The organism is Spiroplasma floricola 23-6 (assembly GCF_002813555.1).
GTDB lineage: Bacteria > Bacillota_I > Bacilli_A > Mycoplasmatales > Mycoplasmataceae > Spiroplasma_A > Spiroplasma_A floricola.
Window position 1 is genome coordinate 338,846 of the sequence record NZ_CP025057.1, and the last position, 18,060, is coordinate 356,905.

18 protein-coding genes and 1 riboswitch are annotated in these 18,060 nt (G+C 24.2%); of the genes, 14 read left to right on the forward strand and 4 right to left on the reverse strand.

Annotation, left to right across the window (positions count from 1 at the left end; genetic code table 4):
* Positions 1–41: 41 nt before the first annotated feature.
* Genes SFLOR_RS01580 through SFLOR_RS01590 form a run of 3 tightly spaced genes read left to right on the forward strand, consistent with a single transcriptional unit; the run spans position 42 to position 4,002 of the window.
* The gene (locus tag SFLOR_RS01580) at positions 42–1,628 is read left to right on the forward strand and encodes a hypothetical protein (RefSeq protein ID WP_100916345.1); all 1,587 of its coding nucleotides are present in this window, start codon (positions 42–44) and stop codon (positions 1,626–1,628) included.
* Positions 1,629–1,688: 60 nt separating this feature from the next.
* Positions 1,689–3,182 (forward strand): hypothetical protein, encoded by a 1,494-nt coding sequence (locus SFLOR_RS01585; protein WP_100916346.1) that lies wholly within the window; start codon positions 1,689–1,691, stop codon positions 3,180–3,182.
* Complete coding sequence (locus tag SFLOR_RS01590) at positions 3,175–4,002, forward strand: aldose epimerase family protein (RefSeq protein ID WP_100916347.1); 828 nt, start codon at positions 3,175–3,177, stop codon at positions 4,000–4,002. Before SFLOR_RS01585 ends, SFLOR_RS01590 begins: the two co-directional genes overlap by 8 nt.
* Positions 4,003–4,012: 10 nt before the next feature.
* On the opposite strand, the gene ispG is transcribed toward SFLOR_RS01590, so the two are convergent.
* Positions 4,013–5,086 carry a flavodoxin-dependent (E)-4-hydroxy-3-methylbut-2-enyl-diphosphate synthase gene (gene ispG, locus SFLOR_RS01595; protein ID WP_100916348.1) on the reverse strand — a complete coding sequence of 358 codons (1,074 nt, stop codon included), beginning with the start codon at positions 5,084–5,086 and terminating at the stop codon, positions 4,013–4,015.
* Between the two features lie 128 nt (positions 5,087–5,214).
* Between ispG and SFLOR_RS01600 the strand changes: the two genes are divergently transcribed.
* The 7 genes from SFLOR_RS01600 (at position 5,215) to SFLOR_RS01630 (ending at position 10,125) form a co-directional block, all read left to right on the forward strand.
* A complete protein-coding gene (locus SFLOR_RS01600; protein WP_100916349.1) occupies positions 5,215–6,054 on the forward strand; it encodes a hypothetical protein in 840 nt (279 codons plus the stop codon).
* Positions 6,055–6,077: 23 nt separating this feature from the next.
* Positions 6,078–6,821 carry a segregation and condensation protein A gene (locus SFLOR_RS01605; protein WP_100916350.1) on the forward strand — a complete coding sequence of 248 codons (744 nt, stop codon included), beginning with the start codon at positions 6,078–6,080 and terminating at the stop codon, positions 6,819–6,821.
* Positions 6,822–6,835: 14 nt separating this feature from the next.
* Positions 6,836–7,393, forward strand: coding sequence for an SMC-Scp complex subunit ScpB (gene scpB / locus SFLOR_RS01610; protein ID WP_100916351.1), 558 nt, complete (start codon positions 6,836–6,838; stop codon positions 7,391–7,393).
* On the forward strand, positions 7,393–8,145 hold the full coding sequence (locus SFLOR_RS01615; RefSeq protein WP_100916352.1) for a pseudouridine synthase: 753 nt from the start codon (positions 7,393–7,395) through the stop codon (positions 8,143–8,145). The genes scpB and SFLOR_RS01615 overlap by 1 nt, the downstream gene beginning before the upstream one ends.
* Entirely contained in the window at positions 8,146–8,763 is a 618-nt protein-coding gene (locus SFLOR_RS01620; RefSeq protein WP_100916353.1) for a deoxynucleoside kinase, read from the forward strand. It abuts the gene before it with no gap.
* Positions 8,764–9,025: 262 nt separating this feature from the next.
* Positions 9,026–9,742 (forward strand): YebC/PmpR family DNA-binding transcriptional regulator, encoded by a 717-nt coding sequence (locus tag SFLOR_RS01625; RefSeq protein WP_100916354.1) that lies wholly within the window; start codon positions 9,026–9,028, stop codon positions 9,740–9,742.
* A 161-nt stretch (positions 9,743–9,903) separates the two neighbouring features.
* The gene (locus SFLOR_RS01630; RefSeq protein ID WP_100916355.1) at positions 9,904–10,125 is read left to right on the forward strand and encodes a hypothetical protein; all 222 of its coding nucleotides are present in this window, start codon (positions 9,904–9,906) and stop codon (positions 10,123–10,125) included.
* Between the two features lie 176 nt (positions 10,126–10,301).
* Here SFLOR_RS01630 and SFLOR_RS01635 read toward each other — a convergent pair whose 3' ends face one another.
* Entirely contained in the window at positions 10,302–12,203 is a 1,902-nt protein-coding gene (locus tag SFLOR_RS01635; RefSeq protein WP_100916356.1) for a M13 family metallopeptidase, read from the reverse strand.
* A gap of 135 nt (positions 12,204–12,338) precedes the next feature.
* Between SFLOR_RS01635 and SFLOR_RS01640 the strand changes: the two genes are divergently transcribed.
* Positions 12,339–13,358, forward strand: coding sequence for a fructose-bisphosphatase class II family protein (locus SFLOR_RS01640; RefSeq protein ID WP_100916357.1), 1,020 nt, complete (start codon positions 12,339–12,341; stop codon positions 13,356–13,358).
* A gap of 41 nt (positions 13,359–13,399) precedes the next feature.
* Positions 13,400–14,188 (forward strand): hypothetical protein, encoded by a 789-nt coding sequence (locus SFLOR_RS01645; protein WP_100916358.1) that lies wholly within the window; start codon positions 13,400–13,402, stop codon positions 14,186–14,188.
* Between the two features lie 112 nt (positions 14,189–14,300).
* Here SFLOR_RS01645 and SFLOR_RS01650 read toward each other — a convergent pair whose 3' ends face one another.
* A complete protein-coding gene (locus SFLOR_RS01650) occupies positions 14,301–14,864 on the reverse strand; it encodes an inorganic diphosphatase (protein ID WP_100916359.1) in 564 nt (187 codons plus the stop codon).
* A gap of 61 nt (positions 14,865–14,925) precedes the next feature.
* Positions 14,926–15,630 carry an ECF transporter S component gene (locus SFLOR_RS01655; RefSeq protein ID WP_100916360.1) on the reverse strand — a complete coding sequence of 235 codons (705 nt, stop codon included), beginning with the start codon at positions 15,628–15,630 and terminating at the stop codon, positions 14,926–14,928.
* Between the two features lie 92 nt (positions 15,631–15,722).
* Positions 15,723–15,843: riboswitch (FMN riboswitch) on the reverse strand.
* 126 nt (positions 15,844–15,969) lie between these two features.
* Between SFLOR_RS01655 and SFLOR_RS01660 the strand changes: the two genes are divergently transcribed.
* Both SFLOR_RS01660 and mreB read left to right on the forward strand, forming a co-directional pair.
* Positions 15,970–16,812 (forward strand): ECF transporter S component, encoded by an 843-nt coding sequence (locus tag SFLOR_RS01660; protein WP_100916361.1) that lies wholly within the window; start codon positions 15,970–15,972, stop codon positions 16,810–16,812.
* 90 nt (positions 16,813–16,902) lie between these two features.
* Positions 16,903–17,925: a rod shape-determining protein gene (gene mreB / locus SFLOR_RS01665; RefSeq protein WP_100916362.1), complete on the forward strand. Its 1,023-nt coding sequence runs from the start codon at positions 16,903–16,905 to the stop codon at positions 17,923–17,925.
* Positions 17,926–18,060 lie beyond the last annotated feature (135 nt).

Consider the following 18,060-nt stretch of genomic DNA (forward strand, 5'->3'; position numbering starts at 1 on the left):
TTATTTATATATATACTAATTATTAGAAGAGGTGTATTATTATGGGCTTTAATATGGGTATGGTTGTTTCATATAATCAACAAAATTATGTAATAATAGAAATAATTGAAAAAGAAGTTACTGGTGGTTTTATTCAATTTTTAAAGCTTAAAAATCTAATAAATCAAGAGATTTTAACTGTTAATTCACAAAAAGTCAATCATATTCAATTAAAAGGAAGCCAAAAAAATTCAGAAATTAATTTTGAAAATGAATTGACTGATACAAGTTATATTGAATCCCTATTTCCAGAAATATTGTCAGATACAGATAGTGAAGATATGGAACTTTTTGACTTATCAGGAGAAAATACGTTTACATTAGATGATGTAATTTTTGAAGAAGAAGATATTGAGAAATTTGAAGTTCAAGATAATTTAGACTCTTTAACAAAAGAATCAGCTGCTTCTAGTATAGGTTTAATTCAAAACTTTCAAACACCTGAAACTAATATACATCTAACTCCAAGAAGATCAACAACTTTTGAAAAAATTTCACCCATTAGTGACACTTTTAGTAATTTAAAAATGGTTGGAGAATTGCCAACTGAAACAACTGAAATAATTCCAAGAAGAGTTTTAAATGAGCAAAAGAAGCAAGTGTTATTTGAAAAGCAAGTAAAACCTAAAGATTCTGAAGAACAAGTTGTTAAAAAGCAAATAATTGAACAACAAGTAAATCAAAATAATAATGTTAAAAAAACTGAAAATATTGAAATAAGAAAAGAAGTAAAAATAGAACCTTTAAATCAAGTAAAATCAAATAATTTGCAAAAAGAAACTATTAATAGTAATATTAATTTCTTAAAAGAAAATAAAGTACAAAATGAAAAACAAGATTCTGCAAAAAAACTTGAAAAAGAAGCAGTTGAAAAACAAATACTTGAAAAGCAAGACTCTTTAAATAAATTAGAAAGAAATATATCTAATAGTTCAAAAGAAGAACAATTGGATACTCTTGAAACAGAACCATTAAATACAAAAGCATTTTTTGAAAATTTTAATAAACAAAAAAAACTACATGAGGATTTTAATAGTCAATTTAAAAATAACAAAGAAAATACAAATACAATATTTGGAAGCAATAATAAATTTGATCAAGATGCACTAAAAAACTCAAGAATCTATAAAAAATTCAAATTAATGAGTAGATTATTAATCTTATTTTTAGTACTAGCTTTAATTACTCCAATTATTGGAATAATAGCAAAAGCAGTTGTAGAGTTAATTAAAACCAAAACTGTTGATTTAAAAACTTTATTCTCATTTGATTTATCAAAAACAAGTAATATAGCTATAACTGCAGTGTCAATTTTAATGTCAACTGTATTTGTTATTTATTTAGTAATATATTTAATTTCAATAAGTGATAAACAATATAAGAAAATTGCATTCTATAACTTCCAATTAAAAAATAATATTGAAATTATTGACTCTATTCAGGAGTATAATAATGAATCAAGTATTTATTTAATTAAAGTTCATAATGAAATAAAAAAAATGAAGAAGGATATTAAAAAAAGTAATAAGCAATATTTAAATCAACCAATATCAAATAATAAACAAGAAAACCAAAAAGTTTCACATTAAAAAGTCATTTATATGACTTTTTAATTTTTATTTGTAATAAAATATATATTGAGGTGCAAAATGCAAGATTGAGATTTAAAAATTCTATTTCCCTTATTATTCATAGCATGTATTATTTCTATGGTCTTTTTGTGTATGAAAGAAAAACTGCAAAAAGGAGCATTTTTATGATTAGTTCAAATTATTTTGTTCTGAATTGCAGCAGGTTTTATGGGAAATCAAATAAAAAATCAAATTAGTTCTTTGAATTCAATAAGCTTTATAATTGCAAGTGTTTTTACAACATCATTTTTTCTAATTATTTTAAAACCACTTGCAACATTTTCAACTGGTATATTAAAAAATAGAAAAATATGAATTCAAATAAGTAGTTTGATTATGATTATTTTATTATTTTTCATATGTTTATTTAATTTACCAGTATGAGCTTTAATAATAGTTTCTCTTTTATTTTCTTTTTGCTTAGCAAGTTCAACTTTGTTTTATTTATTTCTAAATGAACAAAGTTTTTATAGAATATATATATTACCCTCAATTTGAATTACATTTATTTTTATAACTTTCTCAACAACTTTTGGTATATATTTAAGCAATTTAAATATAGTTATTGGAAATAGTTCGAATAGTTCAAATATTTCGTTGTTAGTTATACTAATTTTAATGATTTGTTCAGGTTTTGCTTTAAGTTTTTTATCAAAAGAAAATAAAAATATGGTTCAAACTTTTGATCAAGAAATATTAGAAGATATCCCTAAAAAGAATAATGCTTTATTCTTAATTATCTATTTATTAGCTTTTCTTTTAACAATAACAAGTGCAATAAATAATTCTTTATTTATAAAATTGTATATAGCATTGAATTTAAAAAATCTGAATTTCAATAATGAAGGAATAAGAATGTGACTTAGAATTAATGACTTTGCTTATTTAATTCCAACAATAATAGCTTCGGTTATAAGTTATAAACTTTTAAGAAAATTTTTTGAACAAAAATATTTAGTATTTTTAAATATGTTTGTATTATTTGCTATTTATACAGCTATGGCTTTTGTTCAAAATCCTTTTATTTTCATAGTTTTAAATATTATTGCGGGAATTTGCTTTAACCAAATTATCTATTCTTTATTTTCAGCTTGTTTATTTTGAAATTATAGAGCTAAAAGAAATCCAGTAACAGGGTTTTATGGAAGTGCTATGTTTGCAAGCTATTTTATTGTTGATTCTGTTCAAAGTACATTAGCTGATTTGAAAGTTGGAGTATTTAAAAACTTCTCAAATTTGGATGAACTTTTAAATAGTAAATTTGATTTTCAAACTTCATTAAAAGAGTTTGATGATATATCAACAATAATTATGTCAATTTCTTGTGTTATGATTCTTATAGCAATATTAATATTTTACTTTATGAATAATAAAATATTTGCAGATTATAGCAACTATAAGATAGCAACACAAAATTTAAAAATTTTAATTAAAAAAAGGGTAATAACAAAAACTAAAACAAAACTTGATATTAAATCTATTGAGAAAGGAATAATAGAAAGCAATGAATAAAATCTTTAATAATAGCTTTGAAATACTATATAATATAAATCCCTTTGAAATTAAAAGTATAAAAAAATCTGGTGTAGAGATTTTGTATCAAGCTAATGGAAGTTGAGATAAAACTTGACCAATTCTTTTCCCAATTTGTGGAACAATTAATGGTATTTTAGAACATAATGGAAAACAATTAGGATTAAAAAGACATGGTTTTTTCAATGAAATACAAAACTGAAAAATAATAGAAGAAAGTAATAAAGAAGTTAAAATTGAATATATTTCAAATAATGATTTTTATGATATTTATCCTTTTAAATTTTCTATAATCATTGAAATGAACTTAAAAGAAGAGATGTTTTCTTTAAACATAATTGTTAAAAATTTAGAAAATGAAAAAATGTATTTTTCTATAGGACATCATCCAGGATTTATTTTTAATCAAAATTCAAATTTGAAGTTGTTAGAAGAACAATTATTTACAAATAAATTTAAATCAGGTTTAGTAGAAACTCTTGAAAAAGACATTTTAATTAAAGAAATTAATCATACAAATATTGATTTTTCTAACAATATATCTTATATGACAGATAAATTCAGTGGTAAAGACATACAATTAAATAATAAGAGCATAGAGTTTACCCTTAAAGTTAAGAATTTCAAGAATTTGGTTTTATGAAAGCAAAATAATGAAAGTGAATTTATTTGTGTTGAGTATTGAAATGGTATTCCAGATATGTTGGATAAAAAATCAAATGAGATAAAAGATAAACCCGAAATTCTTTCATTAGAATCTAATGAAAGTAAAGATTTTTTATTAGAAATTCATTTTTAAAAAAAAGATGCTATTGCATCTTTTTTCATTGTTCATAATATTCCATAATTAATTTTTTTAATTCTGGAACTAATTCATCTTGTTTAACAGTTTTAAAAATTTTCCCTTTTTTGAAGATTATTCCACCTTTATTTCCCCCAGCAATACCAATATCTGCTTGACTTGCTTCACCAGGTCCATTTACTACACAACCAAGTATGGCAACTTTTAATGGAAATTGAAGTTCTTCAACAAATTCTTCAACTTCTTTAACAACTTCTCTTAAAGAAAATTCTAATCTTCCACAAGTTGGACATGCGATAACTTCAACCATATTGTGAAAAAGTCCTAATGAATTAAGCAATCTTTTTGCCACTTTTATTTCTTCAACGGGATCTTCACTTAAACTTATTCTAATTGTACTTCCAATACCTTTTTGTAATAAATATCCTAGTCCAAAACTAGATTTTATAGCTCCGTTTAATAAACTTCCTGCTTCTGTTATTCCTAAATGTGCAGGATAATTTCAATTTTCACTTGCCATTTCATAAGCTTCAATTGCCATTAAGGGATCTGTTGCTTTTAAAGAGTAAATTATATTTCTAAAATCATATTTTTCTAAAATTTCAATATGCTCTCTAAGAGATTCAACCATTGCTTTTGCAGTTCACCCATATTTTGCAACCATATTTTTTGGTAAACTTCCAGAATTAACTCCAATTCTAATAGGAATATTTTTTTCTTTACATTTTTCAACAACTGCAATTGTATTTTCTTCAATTCCAATATTTCCTGGATTAATTCTGATTTTTGCACAACCTGCATCAGCTGCTATTAGAGCAAATTTATAGTTAAAATGAATATCTGCAACAATTGGAACAGGAGAGTTGTCAACTATTTCTTTTAATGAATTTGCATCATCAATTCCTAAAACTGCAACTCTAACTATTTGACAGCCTTCTTTAAAAAGAGAGTTAATTTGTTTTAATGTTTCTTTTACATCATGAGTTTTTGAAGTTGTCATTGATTGAATGACAACTTCATTATTGCCCCCAATTTCAATATTTCCAACTTTTACTTTTCTAGTATTTAGTCTATTTACCATATTAATTCCCCATCAAATTGTTTCTCCTAAAATATTATACACTTGTTTTTTTATATGTATTTTTAGATATCAAAATAAGAGTATAAAATTATTTTTATGTATAATTAATATAGTAAGAGGTGAAAAAAGTGTCAAAAAAAACTACATTAAAAGATATAGTTCAAATTAATAAAATACTTACCTCTAAACAATACAACTCATTAGAAGAATTTGATGAATATAGTAATATTATTCAAGAATATGTAGATGATACTTTCTTTAAAAATAATGCTATTGTTGAAAAATTAGTGCAATATTGTGAAAAGAGCAGTAGATATTTAGATATTAATTTTAAATTTTTAAGTGGAATTGAGTTAAAAACAGAAGATGTTCACAATTATTTATCAATTACTAAAAAAGCTATTGAAAAAGCAATTTTTGTAGAAGATAGTATTTTTGAACAGTCAATATTTGTAGAAATCAAAAGTATTTTCAAATATTTTTTAGAAAAAAGTTATGAGTTAGAAGCACTAAAAAATTACGAAACTTTGTATGGAATAAATTCATTAGAATTTCATCAACAAAATGAAAGTTTTAAATATCTTTATACAATATTTGATAAACTTACTTATATTGCAAGGCATTTAAATGACAAATATTGTAAAAGAGAAAATAATCTCACAGAAGCATTAAAATTTTCAAATGACTTTTTAAAAGATATTTCTTTTTTAACAAATAATGCAAGTGATTTTCAAAAACTAAGTGACATTATTGATCAAATAACTTATTCAAAAGCTTGACACTATATTAGAAGATTGAGAAACTCTATAGAACACGATTTTGTAGATCCATCTTATAGATACAATATTTGTTTTTCTTTACAATTATTATTTATAATTATTGGTAGAATAATTTTAGCATTAAATAAATATATTCAATCTGAAAGTGAAGTTAGAAAAACTTTGGACAATTTAAAACAACAAAAATAAGTTTAAAATGAAAGGGTACATAAATGGATAAGTGAAATAAAATAGAATTAAATAATTTTAATGGACCTTTAGATTTATTGCTTCATTTAATTAAAGATAAAGAAATGGATATAATGGATATTAATCTTTTTGACTTATCTTCACAATATATTTCTTATATTAAAAAATATGAAGATTTAAATATTGAAATAGCAAGTGAATACCTAGTTATGGCTGCTTATTTAATAGAATTAAAGTCAAAATTATTAATACCAAAAGAAGAAGTTGAAATTGATTCAAATTATGAAGAACAAGAACGAGATGAATTAATTAGAAGGTTAATGGAATATCATAAAATTAAAGAAGTTACAGACTTCTTTAAAACTAAACAAGAAGAATTTTTAAAGACTTTTAGTAAATCAAAAAGTATTATAAAAATCTCAAAAATAGATGATGATAAATTACCATTAGCAGAAAATAATATTGATATTGAAAAATTCTCAAATATCTTTTTAAGAGCTATTGAAAAGAATAAGTTTAAAAAAATGGAAGTGAATACAATTACTTCTGTTGAAATATCACCAGAAGAAGTTGCAGAAGATATTATAATTTTCTTAAATAATAATAATATTAAAGAAATTGAATTAGGGAAACTTATTGAAATAAAAGAATTTTCAATAAAAATGATGGTAGCAACATTTTTGGCAGTTTTAGATTTAGCAGCTAAGAAATTTATTTCACTATCTCAAGATCAAGAAGAAGTAATTGTCAAATATTTAGATTGTTAAAAGGGAGGTAAATTATGGATAATAAAAAAAGAATGTCAATTATTGAAGGACTATTATTTGTAAATGGTGATGAAGGAACTTCAATTGAAGATCTTCAATTCATTTTAGGTGATATCAAAGAAAATGAAATTAGCGATTTAATTGATCAACTAATTAAGAAATACAGTAAAGACGATTCGTCAGGATTAAGTATTCAAAAGTTTGCTAAAAATAGATATAGAATGATTACAAAAAAAGAAAATGCTGATTTTTATGCAAAACTTGCAAATGTTAAAACTGAATCAAAATTATCAACTGCAAGTATTGAAACATTATCTATAATTGCTTATAGAGGACCAATTTCAAAAGCAAATGTTGAAGAAATTAGAGGAGTAAATTGTGAAGCAATTTTCTACAAACTTAAATTAAGAAATTTAATTAAAGAAGCTGGTAAGTCTGATGAAGTTGGAAAACCAATGTTATATAAAGTTACACAAGACTTTTTAAAGTATTTTAATTTAAATAGTTTAGATGAATTACCTAAACTAAAAGAAACAATAGAAGAAGAAAAAGAAATTTTCACTAGAGGTTAATAATGGAAGAAAGATTGCAAAAAATTATTGCCACTAGGGGATATTGCTCAAGAAGAAGAGCAGAAGAACTTATTGTGCAAGGTAAAGTAAAAGTTAATGGTAAAATTATAAAGGAGCTAGGTTCAAAATTTGATCCAAATGTTAAAATTGATATCAATAATAAAAGTGTAGAAGAAGTAAAAGAAAAAGTTTATTATTTATTTAATAAACCAAGATTAGTTTTAACAACAATGTATGATCCAAAAGATAGAAAAACTGTAGCAGAATTCTTTAAGGATTCAAAATTAAGAGTTTATCCTGTTGGAAGATTAGACTATGATGTTTCTGGAGCACTTATTATGACAAATGATGGTGAGTTTGCAAATTTTGTAATGCATCCAAAATATGAATTTAGAAAAACATATCAAGCTCTTTGTAAGGGTAAAGTACACAAATATCAAATTAAACAGCTTATTGATGGTGTTCTTATAGATGATAATTATAAGACAAAGGCAATTCAGTCAAGACTTTTAAAATATGATGAAGAATATGATGAGTCTGTAATAGAATTAACAATTGCTGAAGGTAGAAAACATCATGTTAAAAAAATGCTAATAGCAGCAGATATTTATTTGAAAAAATTAAAAAGAACTCAAATAGAGTTTTTAACAATAGAGGAACTACCAATTGGTAAATTTAGAGAATTAAAATCTCATGAAATTAAACAATTTTATGGAATTTACAATTCATTGAAAGTTAAAAGAGGTAAGTAAATGAGAATAGCTATTTTTGGTACAGTAGGTGCAGGTAAATCTACTGTAAGTGAAGAAATATCAAAAAAATTAGGATACAAGGTATTTCCAGAACCGATTGACAATAACCCATATTTTGATGATTATTATAAAGATAGAAAAGCAAATGTTTTTAAAATGCAAATATATATGCTAACAGCAAGAAGTCAACAATTAATGGAAGCTGAGGAACTAAAAAATGTAATTTTTGACAGAACAATATTGGAAGATCCAATTTTTGTGGCAACCAATCATGATACAGGTGCAATGAATGATATTGATTATAAAACATACACAGATTTTTATGAAAATGTTGTTGTTCCAAATTTATCTGATAGAGGAAAATTTGATTTAGTAATTTATTTAAAAGTTTCAACAGATAAAGCAATTCAAAGAATTAGAGAAAGAGGAAGATATCAAGAATTTGATTCTCCAAGAGAATATTGGGATGTTTTGAATAAAAATTATGATAATTTTTTTGAAAAAAGAAAACATATGTTTGATTTTTTAGTAGTTGATGCAGAAACTGATGATTTAGAAGAAAAAATGCAATTTATAATGAATAAAATTTATGAAAAAGATTCTACTTTAAAGAAATAATAATTAATGCAATAGCAAAATAAGACATTTAAATTATTAAAATTTTTTAATATAGTTTTTATTGATTAATTATTATAAATTATAGTTACTTTATAATTTGGTTATATATTTTTAGTGACTTTAATAATTTTGATAATTCTTGAAATAATTGGAAATATAAGTTAAAGGAATTTATCTTTTTTAAGATATTATTTTTTATGATTTTTATTTTTTATAAATAAAAAGTATAATATAAAAAGTTATTAAAATAGGAGAATTAAATATGGGAAGAGCACATGAAGTTAGAAAAGCAAGTATGGAAAAAACTGCTGCAATGAAATCAGCAATTTATGGAAGAGCTTCAAAAGAAATATATATGGCAGCAAAAGCTGGAAGTAAAGATCCAGAAGCAAATTTAGCACTTAGAAGTGCAATAGATAAAGCTAAATCAAAACAAGTACCAGCTGATGTTATTCAAAGAGCAATAAAAAAAGCTGAAGGTGGAGATGCAGATAACTATACTTCAAATAGATATGAAGGATATGGTCCTGGAAATTCAATGATAATAGTTGATTCACTTACAAATAATGTTAATAGAGCAATTGCAGAAATAAGAGATGCATTTAATAAAAATGGGGGAAAAATTGCAAATAGTGGTGCAGTTTCTCATTCATTTCAAGCAACAAGTATATTTGCATTTGAAAATAAAAGTGTTGAAGAAATCTTAGAGCTTTTAATGGAAACAGATTGTGAAGTAAATGATGTTCTTGAAGAAGAAGGTTTAACAGTTGTCTATGCACCATTTCAAGCATTTAATGCAATTAAAACAGCATTAGATAATGTAGGAATTAAAGATTATAAAATGGCTGAAACAACAATGTTAGCTGATGAAATGATTACAATTGTGAACTCTGAAGAAAAAGCAAAATTTGATAAATTAATGGATAAATTAAATGAGTTAGAAGATGTTCAAGATATTTATCATAACGTTGAAAATTAAATTATAGTAAAAAAAGAACTACAAATTTAAATTAAATAATAAAATAAATTAAAGAAAAATGGGCTTAAATAGGTCTATTTTTTATTTATATAGTTATTGTGCAATAAAAAAAGTTTTTTATTTTCTTATTTTATATTTAAAAAAACTATTTTGAGATTTTCTTGTTAAAAATCAACTTAGGAAAAACTCTATATACTAATGAGAAATTATTTAAAAATAGTAATTTATTAACTATCAAATTTTTCCCAAATACGAATAATATTCCTTTAAATATTACTTTAAAAACTTATTTGGAATATGTTGGATTTAGATTAGGAATAGAGTTAAAAACAATTGAAGATTCAAAGAAAAAATCCTGTAAAATGACTAAAATGAAAAAATAAGAAAAAATAAATTAAAGGAATTATCTGCTAGATTAAAGAAAAAGTAATTATGATAAACATTTTATTTAGAAGGTTCAAAAATAATAATTTTTGATGAGTCAAAAACAGATTTAAATAAGGTTTCAAAAAAAGAACTTAGAATATTTTTCTAAGCTCTTTTATTAATATATTTTTTACTATCAGATTTTAATTCTTTTTTCTTTTTCTAAATACATTTCATCACCAGGTTGAGTATTATAAACTTCGTGGAAATCATCAATGTTGATTAATACTCCATTACATCTAAATTCTTCTGGAGAATGTGGATCAATTAATAATCTAGTATTTTTCAATTCATCTGTAGATTTTCTCATTCAAATTTTTGCATAATTTTCAAAAAATAATTTAATATCTTCTTTACATTGTTCTTTGCAAATATCTAATGCTGCTGCAACTCCACTTAGATCCCCAATATTTTCTCCTAATGTTAATTTACCATTTACATTAGTTCCATTAATTTCATATTTATTGTATTGTTCTACTAATTTTTCTGTTCTCAAACTATATTGTTTATAATCTTCTTCTGTTCATCAATTTTCAAAGTTACCATTTTTATCAAATTTACTTCCTTCATCATCAAATCCATGGCTTACTTCATGACCAATTACTGCACCAATTCCACCAAGATTTCTAGCTTTTGGCTCTTTAATATCATAGAATGGTTTTTGCAATATTCCTGCAGGGAAACAAATTTCGTTTGAACTAGGGTTGTAATATGCGTTAACTGTTTGAGGATTCATATATCATTTTGTTTTATCTACTGGCAGATTAATTTCTTTTAATTCTTTTTCAAGAAAATGCTTTGATAGGTTTACTAGATTTTGATATAAACTTCCACCTTGTTCATAGCTTTTTATTTCAATTTTTGAATAATCTTCAAATTTATCTGGATAACCAATTTTTATTGTAAATGAATTTAATTTATCAATTGCTTTTTCTTTTGTTGTTTGACTCATTCATTCTAAATTATTAATTCTTTTTGAATAAACTTTAATTAGATCTTTTACTATTTTTAAAACATCTTCTTTTGCTTCTTCTGAGAAGTGCTTTTTAATGTATTCTTTTCCTAATAATTCTCCAAGAGTGGAACTTGTAAATTCTACAGCTCTATCTATTTCTGGTTTCATTTCTTTTACACCACTAAATACACTTGAGTATTTAAAATTTTCTTCATACAAGTCTAAACTTAATACTGAAGAAGAAGCCACTAGTGTTTTTATTTTCAAGAAATCTTTTAAATCTTCTAAACTTATATTATTTAGCATTTCATTTAATTTTTTCATAAATTTAGGTTCAAACAATATAAAGATTGCAGCTTTTGCATATCCTATTTCAGTTAAATATTCTTCTCAATTAATAAATGGACAATGATTAGTTAATTCTTTTAGTGTAACTACATTATAAATATTTTCAGGACTTCTAAGTTCTTCTTGTTTTAACATACTTTGTGATATTTCTTTTTCAAAGTTATAAATTAAATCAAAAATGCTTTTTGTATTGAATTTTAATTTTGAAATTTTTGCTACATTTTCTAAGTAAGTTTTATAACCAGCTTTAATGTCTTTATGTCTTGGATGATTTTCATCATAAAAATCTCTATCTGTCATTCCCAATCCCATTGATCCTATCATTAAAGCTCTCACATCACTGTTTTTAAAATCAGAATCTACTGATTTAGAATGAAAAAATGATATATTAAATTTTTTAAAACAATCTATTAAGAGACTAGTAAAATCTTCTTTTTTGTTTAATGAATCAATTTTAGAAATAATATCTTTAATTGGTTCAATTCCTTGTTTGTTTCTCATTTCTTGGTTTAAATAGTTTTTGAATAAATTGATAATTTTTTCTTGATCTGAGTTTAACTTTTTTTCATTATCTTTAAATTCTAGTATCATTTCTTTAATATCATCAATTGATTTTTTATGTAACATTTCAAAACTACCTCATGATGGATAACCACTTGGTAATTCTGTATTGTCAATTCATTCTTTGTTTATATGTTCAAAGAAATTATCTTGTTCTCTTATTTTTGACATAATTTTTCTCCTTTTATATATAAGATTATAAGACTAATATCAAAATAAACAATAGTAATGAAAATAATCTTATATTAACTATAATTAAGTGATTCAAATATTTTGCTATAATCATTATAAATAAGAGGTATTAAAATGAACAGAGATATAGTTTTGTTGAGAACTGTTGAAGTAGTTGCTATTGCTTCATATAAATATATTGGAAAAAAAGATAAAAATTTAGTTGATAAAGCTGCTGTTGAAGCATTTGAGGTTATGTTAAAAAATGAAAAAGGTTTTAGATTAAAAGTAGTCAATGGAGAAGGTGAATTAGATCAAGCTCCAATGTTATTTGTGGGACAACTACTTGGTGATTTAGAAGATCCAAGTGTTATGACCTATGATGTTAGTGTTGATCCAGTAGAAGGAACTCATCCTGCTGCTTACAATTTTGCAGGAAGTATTGCAACAATTGCATTTTCAAGAGAAAATACTATGTTACAACTACCAGAAATGTATATGGAAAAGTTATTTGTTAGTACAGAATTTATTAATGAAATTGATTTAAAAAAAGGAATAGTAGAATCAATTAAAAATATGCAAAAAAAAGTTAATCGAAAAGACTTAAAATGTATTATCTTAGATAAACCTCGACATAAAGAAATTATTAAAAAAATGAATGATCTAGGAATAATTATAAGACTTATTCAAGATGGAGATGTTCTAGCTGCAATTGATGTGGTAAATGGAGATGCTGATTTTGTTTATGGAATTGGGGGAGCTCCTGAAGGTTCTTTAATGGCAGCTCTTGCAATCTCTGCTGGATGTAAAATGCAATCAAAACTTGTAAAATATAAAGATATTTGACCAAATGAAAAAGAAAGTGAAGCAAGAATGAAAAAAGAAACAGCTTGACTTGAAAAACACAATTTAGATTTTGACTCAATTTTAGAAGATTTGGATTTAGTAGCAGATCATAGAACTAGATTTTTTGCAGCAGGTTTAACAGCTGGAGGAAGCTTAAAACCAGTTGATTATAAAAATGGTAAATTTTATGTAAATGCATTTATGTCTTCACATGGAATTGTAAGAAATTTTAATTCTGTTTATGATGTAAAAAAAGTAAATGATTTAAAACCTGAAATTAAATTTTTATTTGATAAATATAAAAGATAATTTTTAAAAAAATATAATATACTAAAAGAGAAGGTGAATTTATGGACTCTCTAACTAAAGTACTATTGATAGCTTTAGGATTGTCATTAATATCGTTAATAATAATAAGAATATTTAATACATTTAGTTTAAATAGAATAGCTATTCATGAAATTAATTCTGCAGATAGCAATATTTCAAGTAGTAAAATTGATTCAATCATTCAAAAATTTAAAGTATATTTAAAAATTGAAGAATTAAATATTAGTTATGGAGAAACAGAAAGTTATTATAGAATTAATCAAATGCTAAATAAAAGAAAGAAGCAAATTACAATTCCAAAATGAATTATGCCAAGTGTTGGTTATGAATTGGACTATATTTTAGCAAGTATTTGATTCAATGCTAAATTATTTCAAAAGGATAGAGATATAAAAAAAATGCAATTGATCTTAAAATGAATACCTTTATTTTTATATATAGTTTACTTCTCAACTTTTATATTATCTTTTGTAATTTATTTTTTAAATAAAGAAGCAATTATTCAAGCAACTTCTTCAAAATTTTTAATATTCATTTTTTCTAAACCTTTAATGGAGTTAATCTCTCTTACAGTTTTTTTATCTATAGTTATTTTAATTTTTAGCTCTAATATTTTAAAAATTAGATTAGAAGAAAAGTATGAAAATGAAATTATTGGTTTTGTAAAAAATGAATGTGAAAGTTATAAAATGGATATATCTGCAGCTAGAATATATGCAAAAGAATTTAATAAATTAGATTTTAAAATCTTTAGAATTAATGCAAAAACATCTAATTTAAAATTTGTAGGACCTTTCACATTGTTATAAAGATATCTATAATTCAAATTAAAAAATGCAAATAGAATCTTAATAAAAAAAGAAAGCCAATAAGAGCTTTCTTTTTTCTTTTTTTAGCAGTATTTTAAAAACCTACTTTTTATTATCCTTGACCAAGTCCTTTTTTCTTTCACTCAGCCATTATTTCTTCTTTACCATTTGGTTTAGAATATCTTTCTTTATATTCTTCATATCTTTCTTTACATTCTTTTAATTCATGCATTGCTTCTTCTGCAGTTCCTCAACCGTTAATTTTAACTTCTTTTTTTTGTAAAGATTTATATTGTAAAAAGAAATTTTCAATTTCATCTTTTAAATGTTGAGGTACATCTTCTAAAGTTTTATATGCATCAAATCTTCTATCATCTGCAAAAACACCAAATAGTTTTGTATCAATTTCTCCTGCATCAATCATTTTAATAGAACCTAAAATTCTTACATTGACTCCAACTCCTGGAAGAGTAGGGTAAGTTACAAGACTTATAACATCTAATGGATCTCCATCTCAATCAAGAGTGTTTGGTACAAAACCATATTCTCCTGGATAAAAATTAGCTCCATATAAAACTCTATCTAAGCTAATTTCATTAGTATTAATGTCATATTCATATTTATTTGAACTACCTTTTGGTATTTCAACTATCATTTTAATTACGTTATTTTCCATTATTAAAATCTCCTCTACAAAATTATTTTATATTAAAAAATAAAAACTATAAGATTTGTTTCTAAAATAAATGTTTATTTATAAGATTTACAAGAATTTTTACACTAATTACAAATAATAATAGATTACAAAAAAATTTAGCAATTGTAACTCCAAAACCCACAAACATTATTGAAAATCAAAGTGTACTATTTTTTTCTGGAATCAAAGCGGGATAGAGAGTTCTATATCATTCAAATATAAAAGTTTGATTGTATAGAAGTGATAAGCTAGCAGAAATTAAAGTAGCTAATATTCCACTAATTACTATCATTCATAAATAATATTTCATTTTATTGTTTTCTTTTACTCTAAATAATAGAGATCTTTTAAGAAAAAAGAATACAACAGCAAATGCTATTAAAAATGATAAATCTGATAATGTCATTGCAACAACTCCAATTGGATCACTTCCTAAGGGAAGAACAATTCTCATAGAGTTTACTAATATATTTATAATTGCTGAGTAAACAATATTTGAAGATAAGTATATAAACAAAATTCCAAAAAATGATACTTCTATTGAGTAAAAACCCATAATTAAAAGTCCACCTAGAACATATTTGCTAAAAATAGTTAACAAAACTTCAAATGCAAATAACATAGACAATAAAGTAATTTTTTTTATATTTAATTGAAAATTATCTTTTAAAACTAATCTTCAATTATATTTATTGATTTCTGCAAAATCATATTTGTGATTTCAAAAACCATATTCGTTTTCCATTTATAAACTCCTTTAATATAAAAAGCCCCTTTAAATATAAAATGGGGCTCTTATGTAAAACAAAAATCAATCCTTAGGATTTTAAATTTGTTAGGTACTTTCTCACATCCGGACTTTATACCGTCGGTTTCAGAATTTCACTGAATCATGCTTTTTAAAAGCTCATAGACTTTCACTATCGGTAAGGAATCACACCTTGCCCCGAAAGTACTCACAAAATTATTATAAACTAAAATTTATAGTTTTAATAAATTCTAATTTATAAAAATTATAATTTATATTTATAATTTTTATAAATTACTATATAATATTTAAGAACATATAAAAAGGAGAAAAAATATGGAAGATAAAAATCACAATATTCCAGAACATGATGATGTAAAAGAGGGTAAAAAAGATCATTATCATGATGAACACCATTTTGATGCTCTAGGTAACCATGATGATATCGATGAAGGAGATTTTCATTGAAAAAATAGTTTATATACAAGTAGAAGAAATCTAACTTTTAAAATAACTTTAACAGGAGTATTTCTAGCTTTGGCAATAGCAGTTTCTGCATTTGAAATGTCAATAGAAGCTGTTTTAGAGAAAATACAATTTCAAGGAGTTCCAATACCGTTTAGAATCTTTGACTTAATAGTTATAACACTATCATTGTCAGCTTTAGGACCAATATTTTCAGGTTTTATAGCTTTTGTGGCACCTTTTATTCACTTAGCAGATGGATTTCACAATCCTCTCTCTGTTGTTATAGATTGTGCTGGATACTTTGTGTCAGTTTGAGTAATATGATTTTTCTATTACTTTGTATTTAGAAATTCTAGTATACATAAACATCAAATAAAAAGTGTTGATAGATTTAAAAGGTGAACACCAATAGTTGCATATGTCTCTATTATGACAATAGTTTATACATTACTAGTTTTTGCAATTATGTATTTAAATACTTCATTTGCACATTCTCATGAAGAACATAAGGAAGTAATTGCAAATATCTCATCACTTCACTTAGAAGATGAACATAATCATGATCATGGACATTGAGAAGATATTGTAAAAAATTTAGGAGCATTTATTGGAATTATTTCAGCAATTGAGTTAGTTAGATTTTCAATTTGTTATTCATTATTTGCATTAATTGAACCACAAGTTAAAAAAATTAATCATTATTATAAGTAAAATAATTATTTGTTTAATAAAATACAGTCTTTTCATTAATATTTGATAAAATTAATATATCAGTTCAAATAGATTAGTGAGGAAAATAAAATGGCTGGAAAAAAACCAACATATGTTTCTATGGATTTAGGAACAGCTTATACTTTAGTATACATAGCAGGACAGGGAATAGTTTATAATGAACCATCAATAGTGGCTTATAAAATAAGAGAAAATAAAATAATCGCTGTTGGTTCTGAAGCATATAAAATGATAGGAAAAGGGAATAAAAATTTAAGAATTGTGAGACCTATGGTAGATGGTGTTATAACTGATATTAAAGCTACACAAGCACAACTAAATTATATTTTTGCAAGATTAAGATTGGAAAAAACTTTAAAGGGATGTGTAATGGTATTAGCTTGTCCATCAGTTATTACTGAATTAGAAAAATCAGCGCTTAAAAAAATAGCAATTAACTTAGGAGCTTCAAATGTATTTATTGAAGAAGAAGTTAAAATGGCTGCATTAGGCGGGGGAGTAAATATTTATGCTCCATCTGGAAACTTAATTATTGATATGGGTGGAGGAACAACTGATGTTGCTGTTATTGCATCAGGGGACATAGTTTTATCTAAATCAGTTAAAGTTGCTGGAAATTACTTAAATGAAGAGATCTTAAAATTTGTTAGAGCTCAATATGGAATGGAAATTGGAGTAAAAACAGCTGAAACAGTTAAAATTAATATTGGTTCATTAGCAAAACAAGCTGATGAAAAATCAATGAAAGTTTATGGAAGAGATGTTGTTTCTGGATTACCAAGAGAAATTACAATATCTCCTGAAGAATTAAGAGAAGTATTAAAAATTCCTTTGTCAAGAGTTATTGAATTAACAGTTCAAGTACTAGAATTAACTCCACCTGAATTAGCAGGGGATATCTTTAGAAATGGTATCACATTGTGTGGGGGAACAGCTTTAATTAAAGGTATAGCAAAATATTTTGGAGATACATTACAATTGCCAACTAAAGTAGGAGAATTCCCATTATTAGCAGTTATTAATGGAACAAAAAAATATGAAGCAGAAATTTATGCAAAATTAAGAGCTACAAAAACTGAATTAGATTATTAGAAAATGTCTTTGGACATTTTTTTTATATCTAAAATAATGGAAAAAATTCTAAAAAAAAATCTTTTTTCATAACTTTTTTTATTTGTATGCTATAATAAAAATGAAATTACAAGGAGTTGTAATTCTCATATTAAT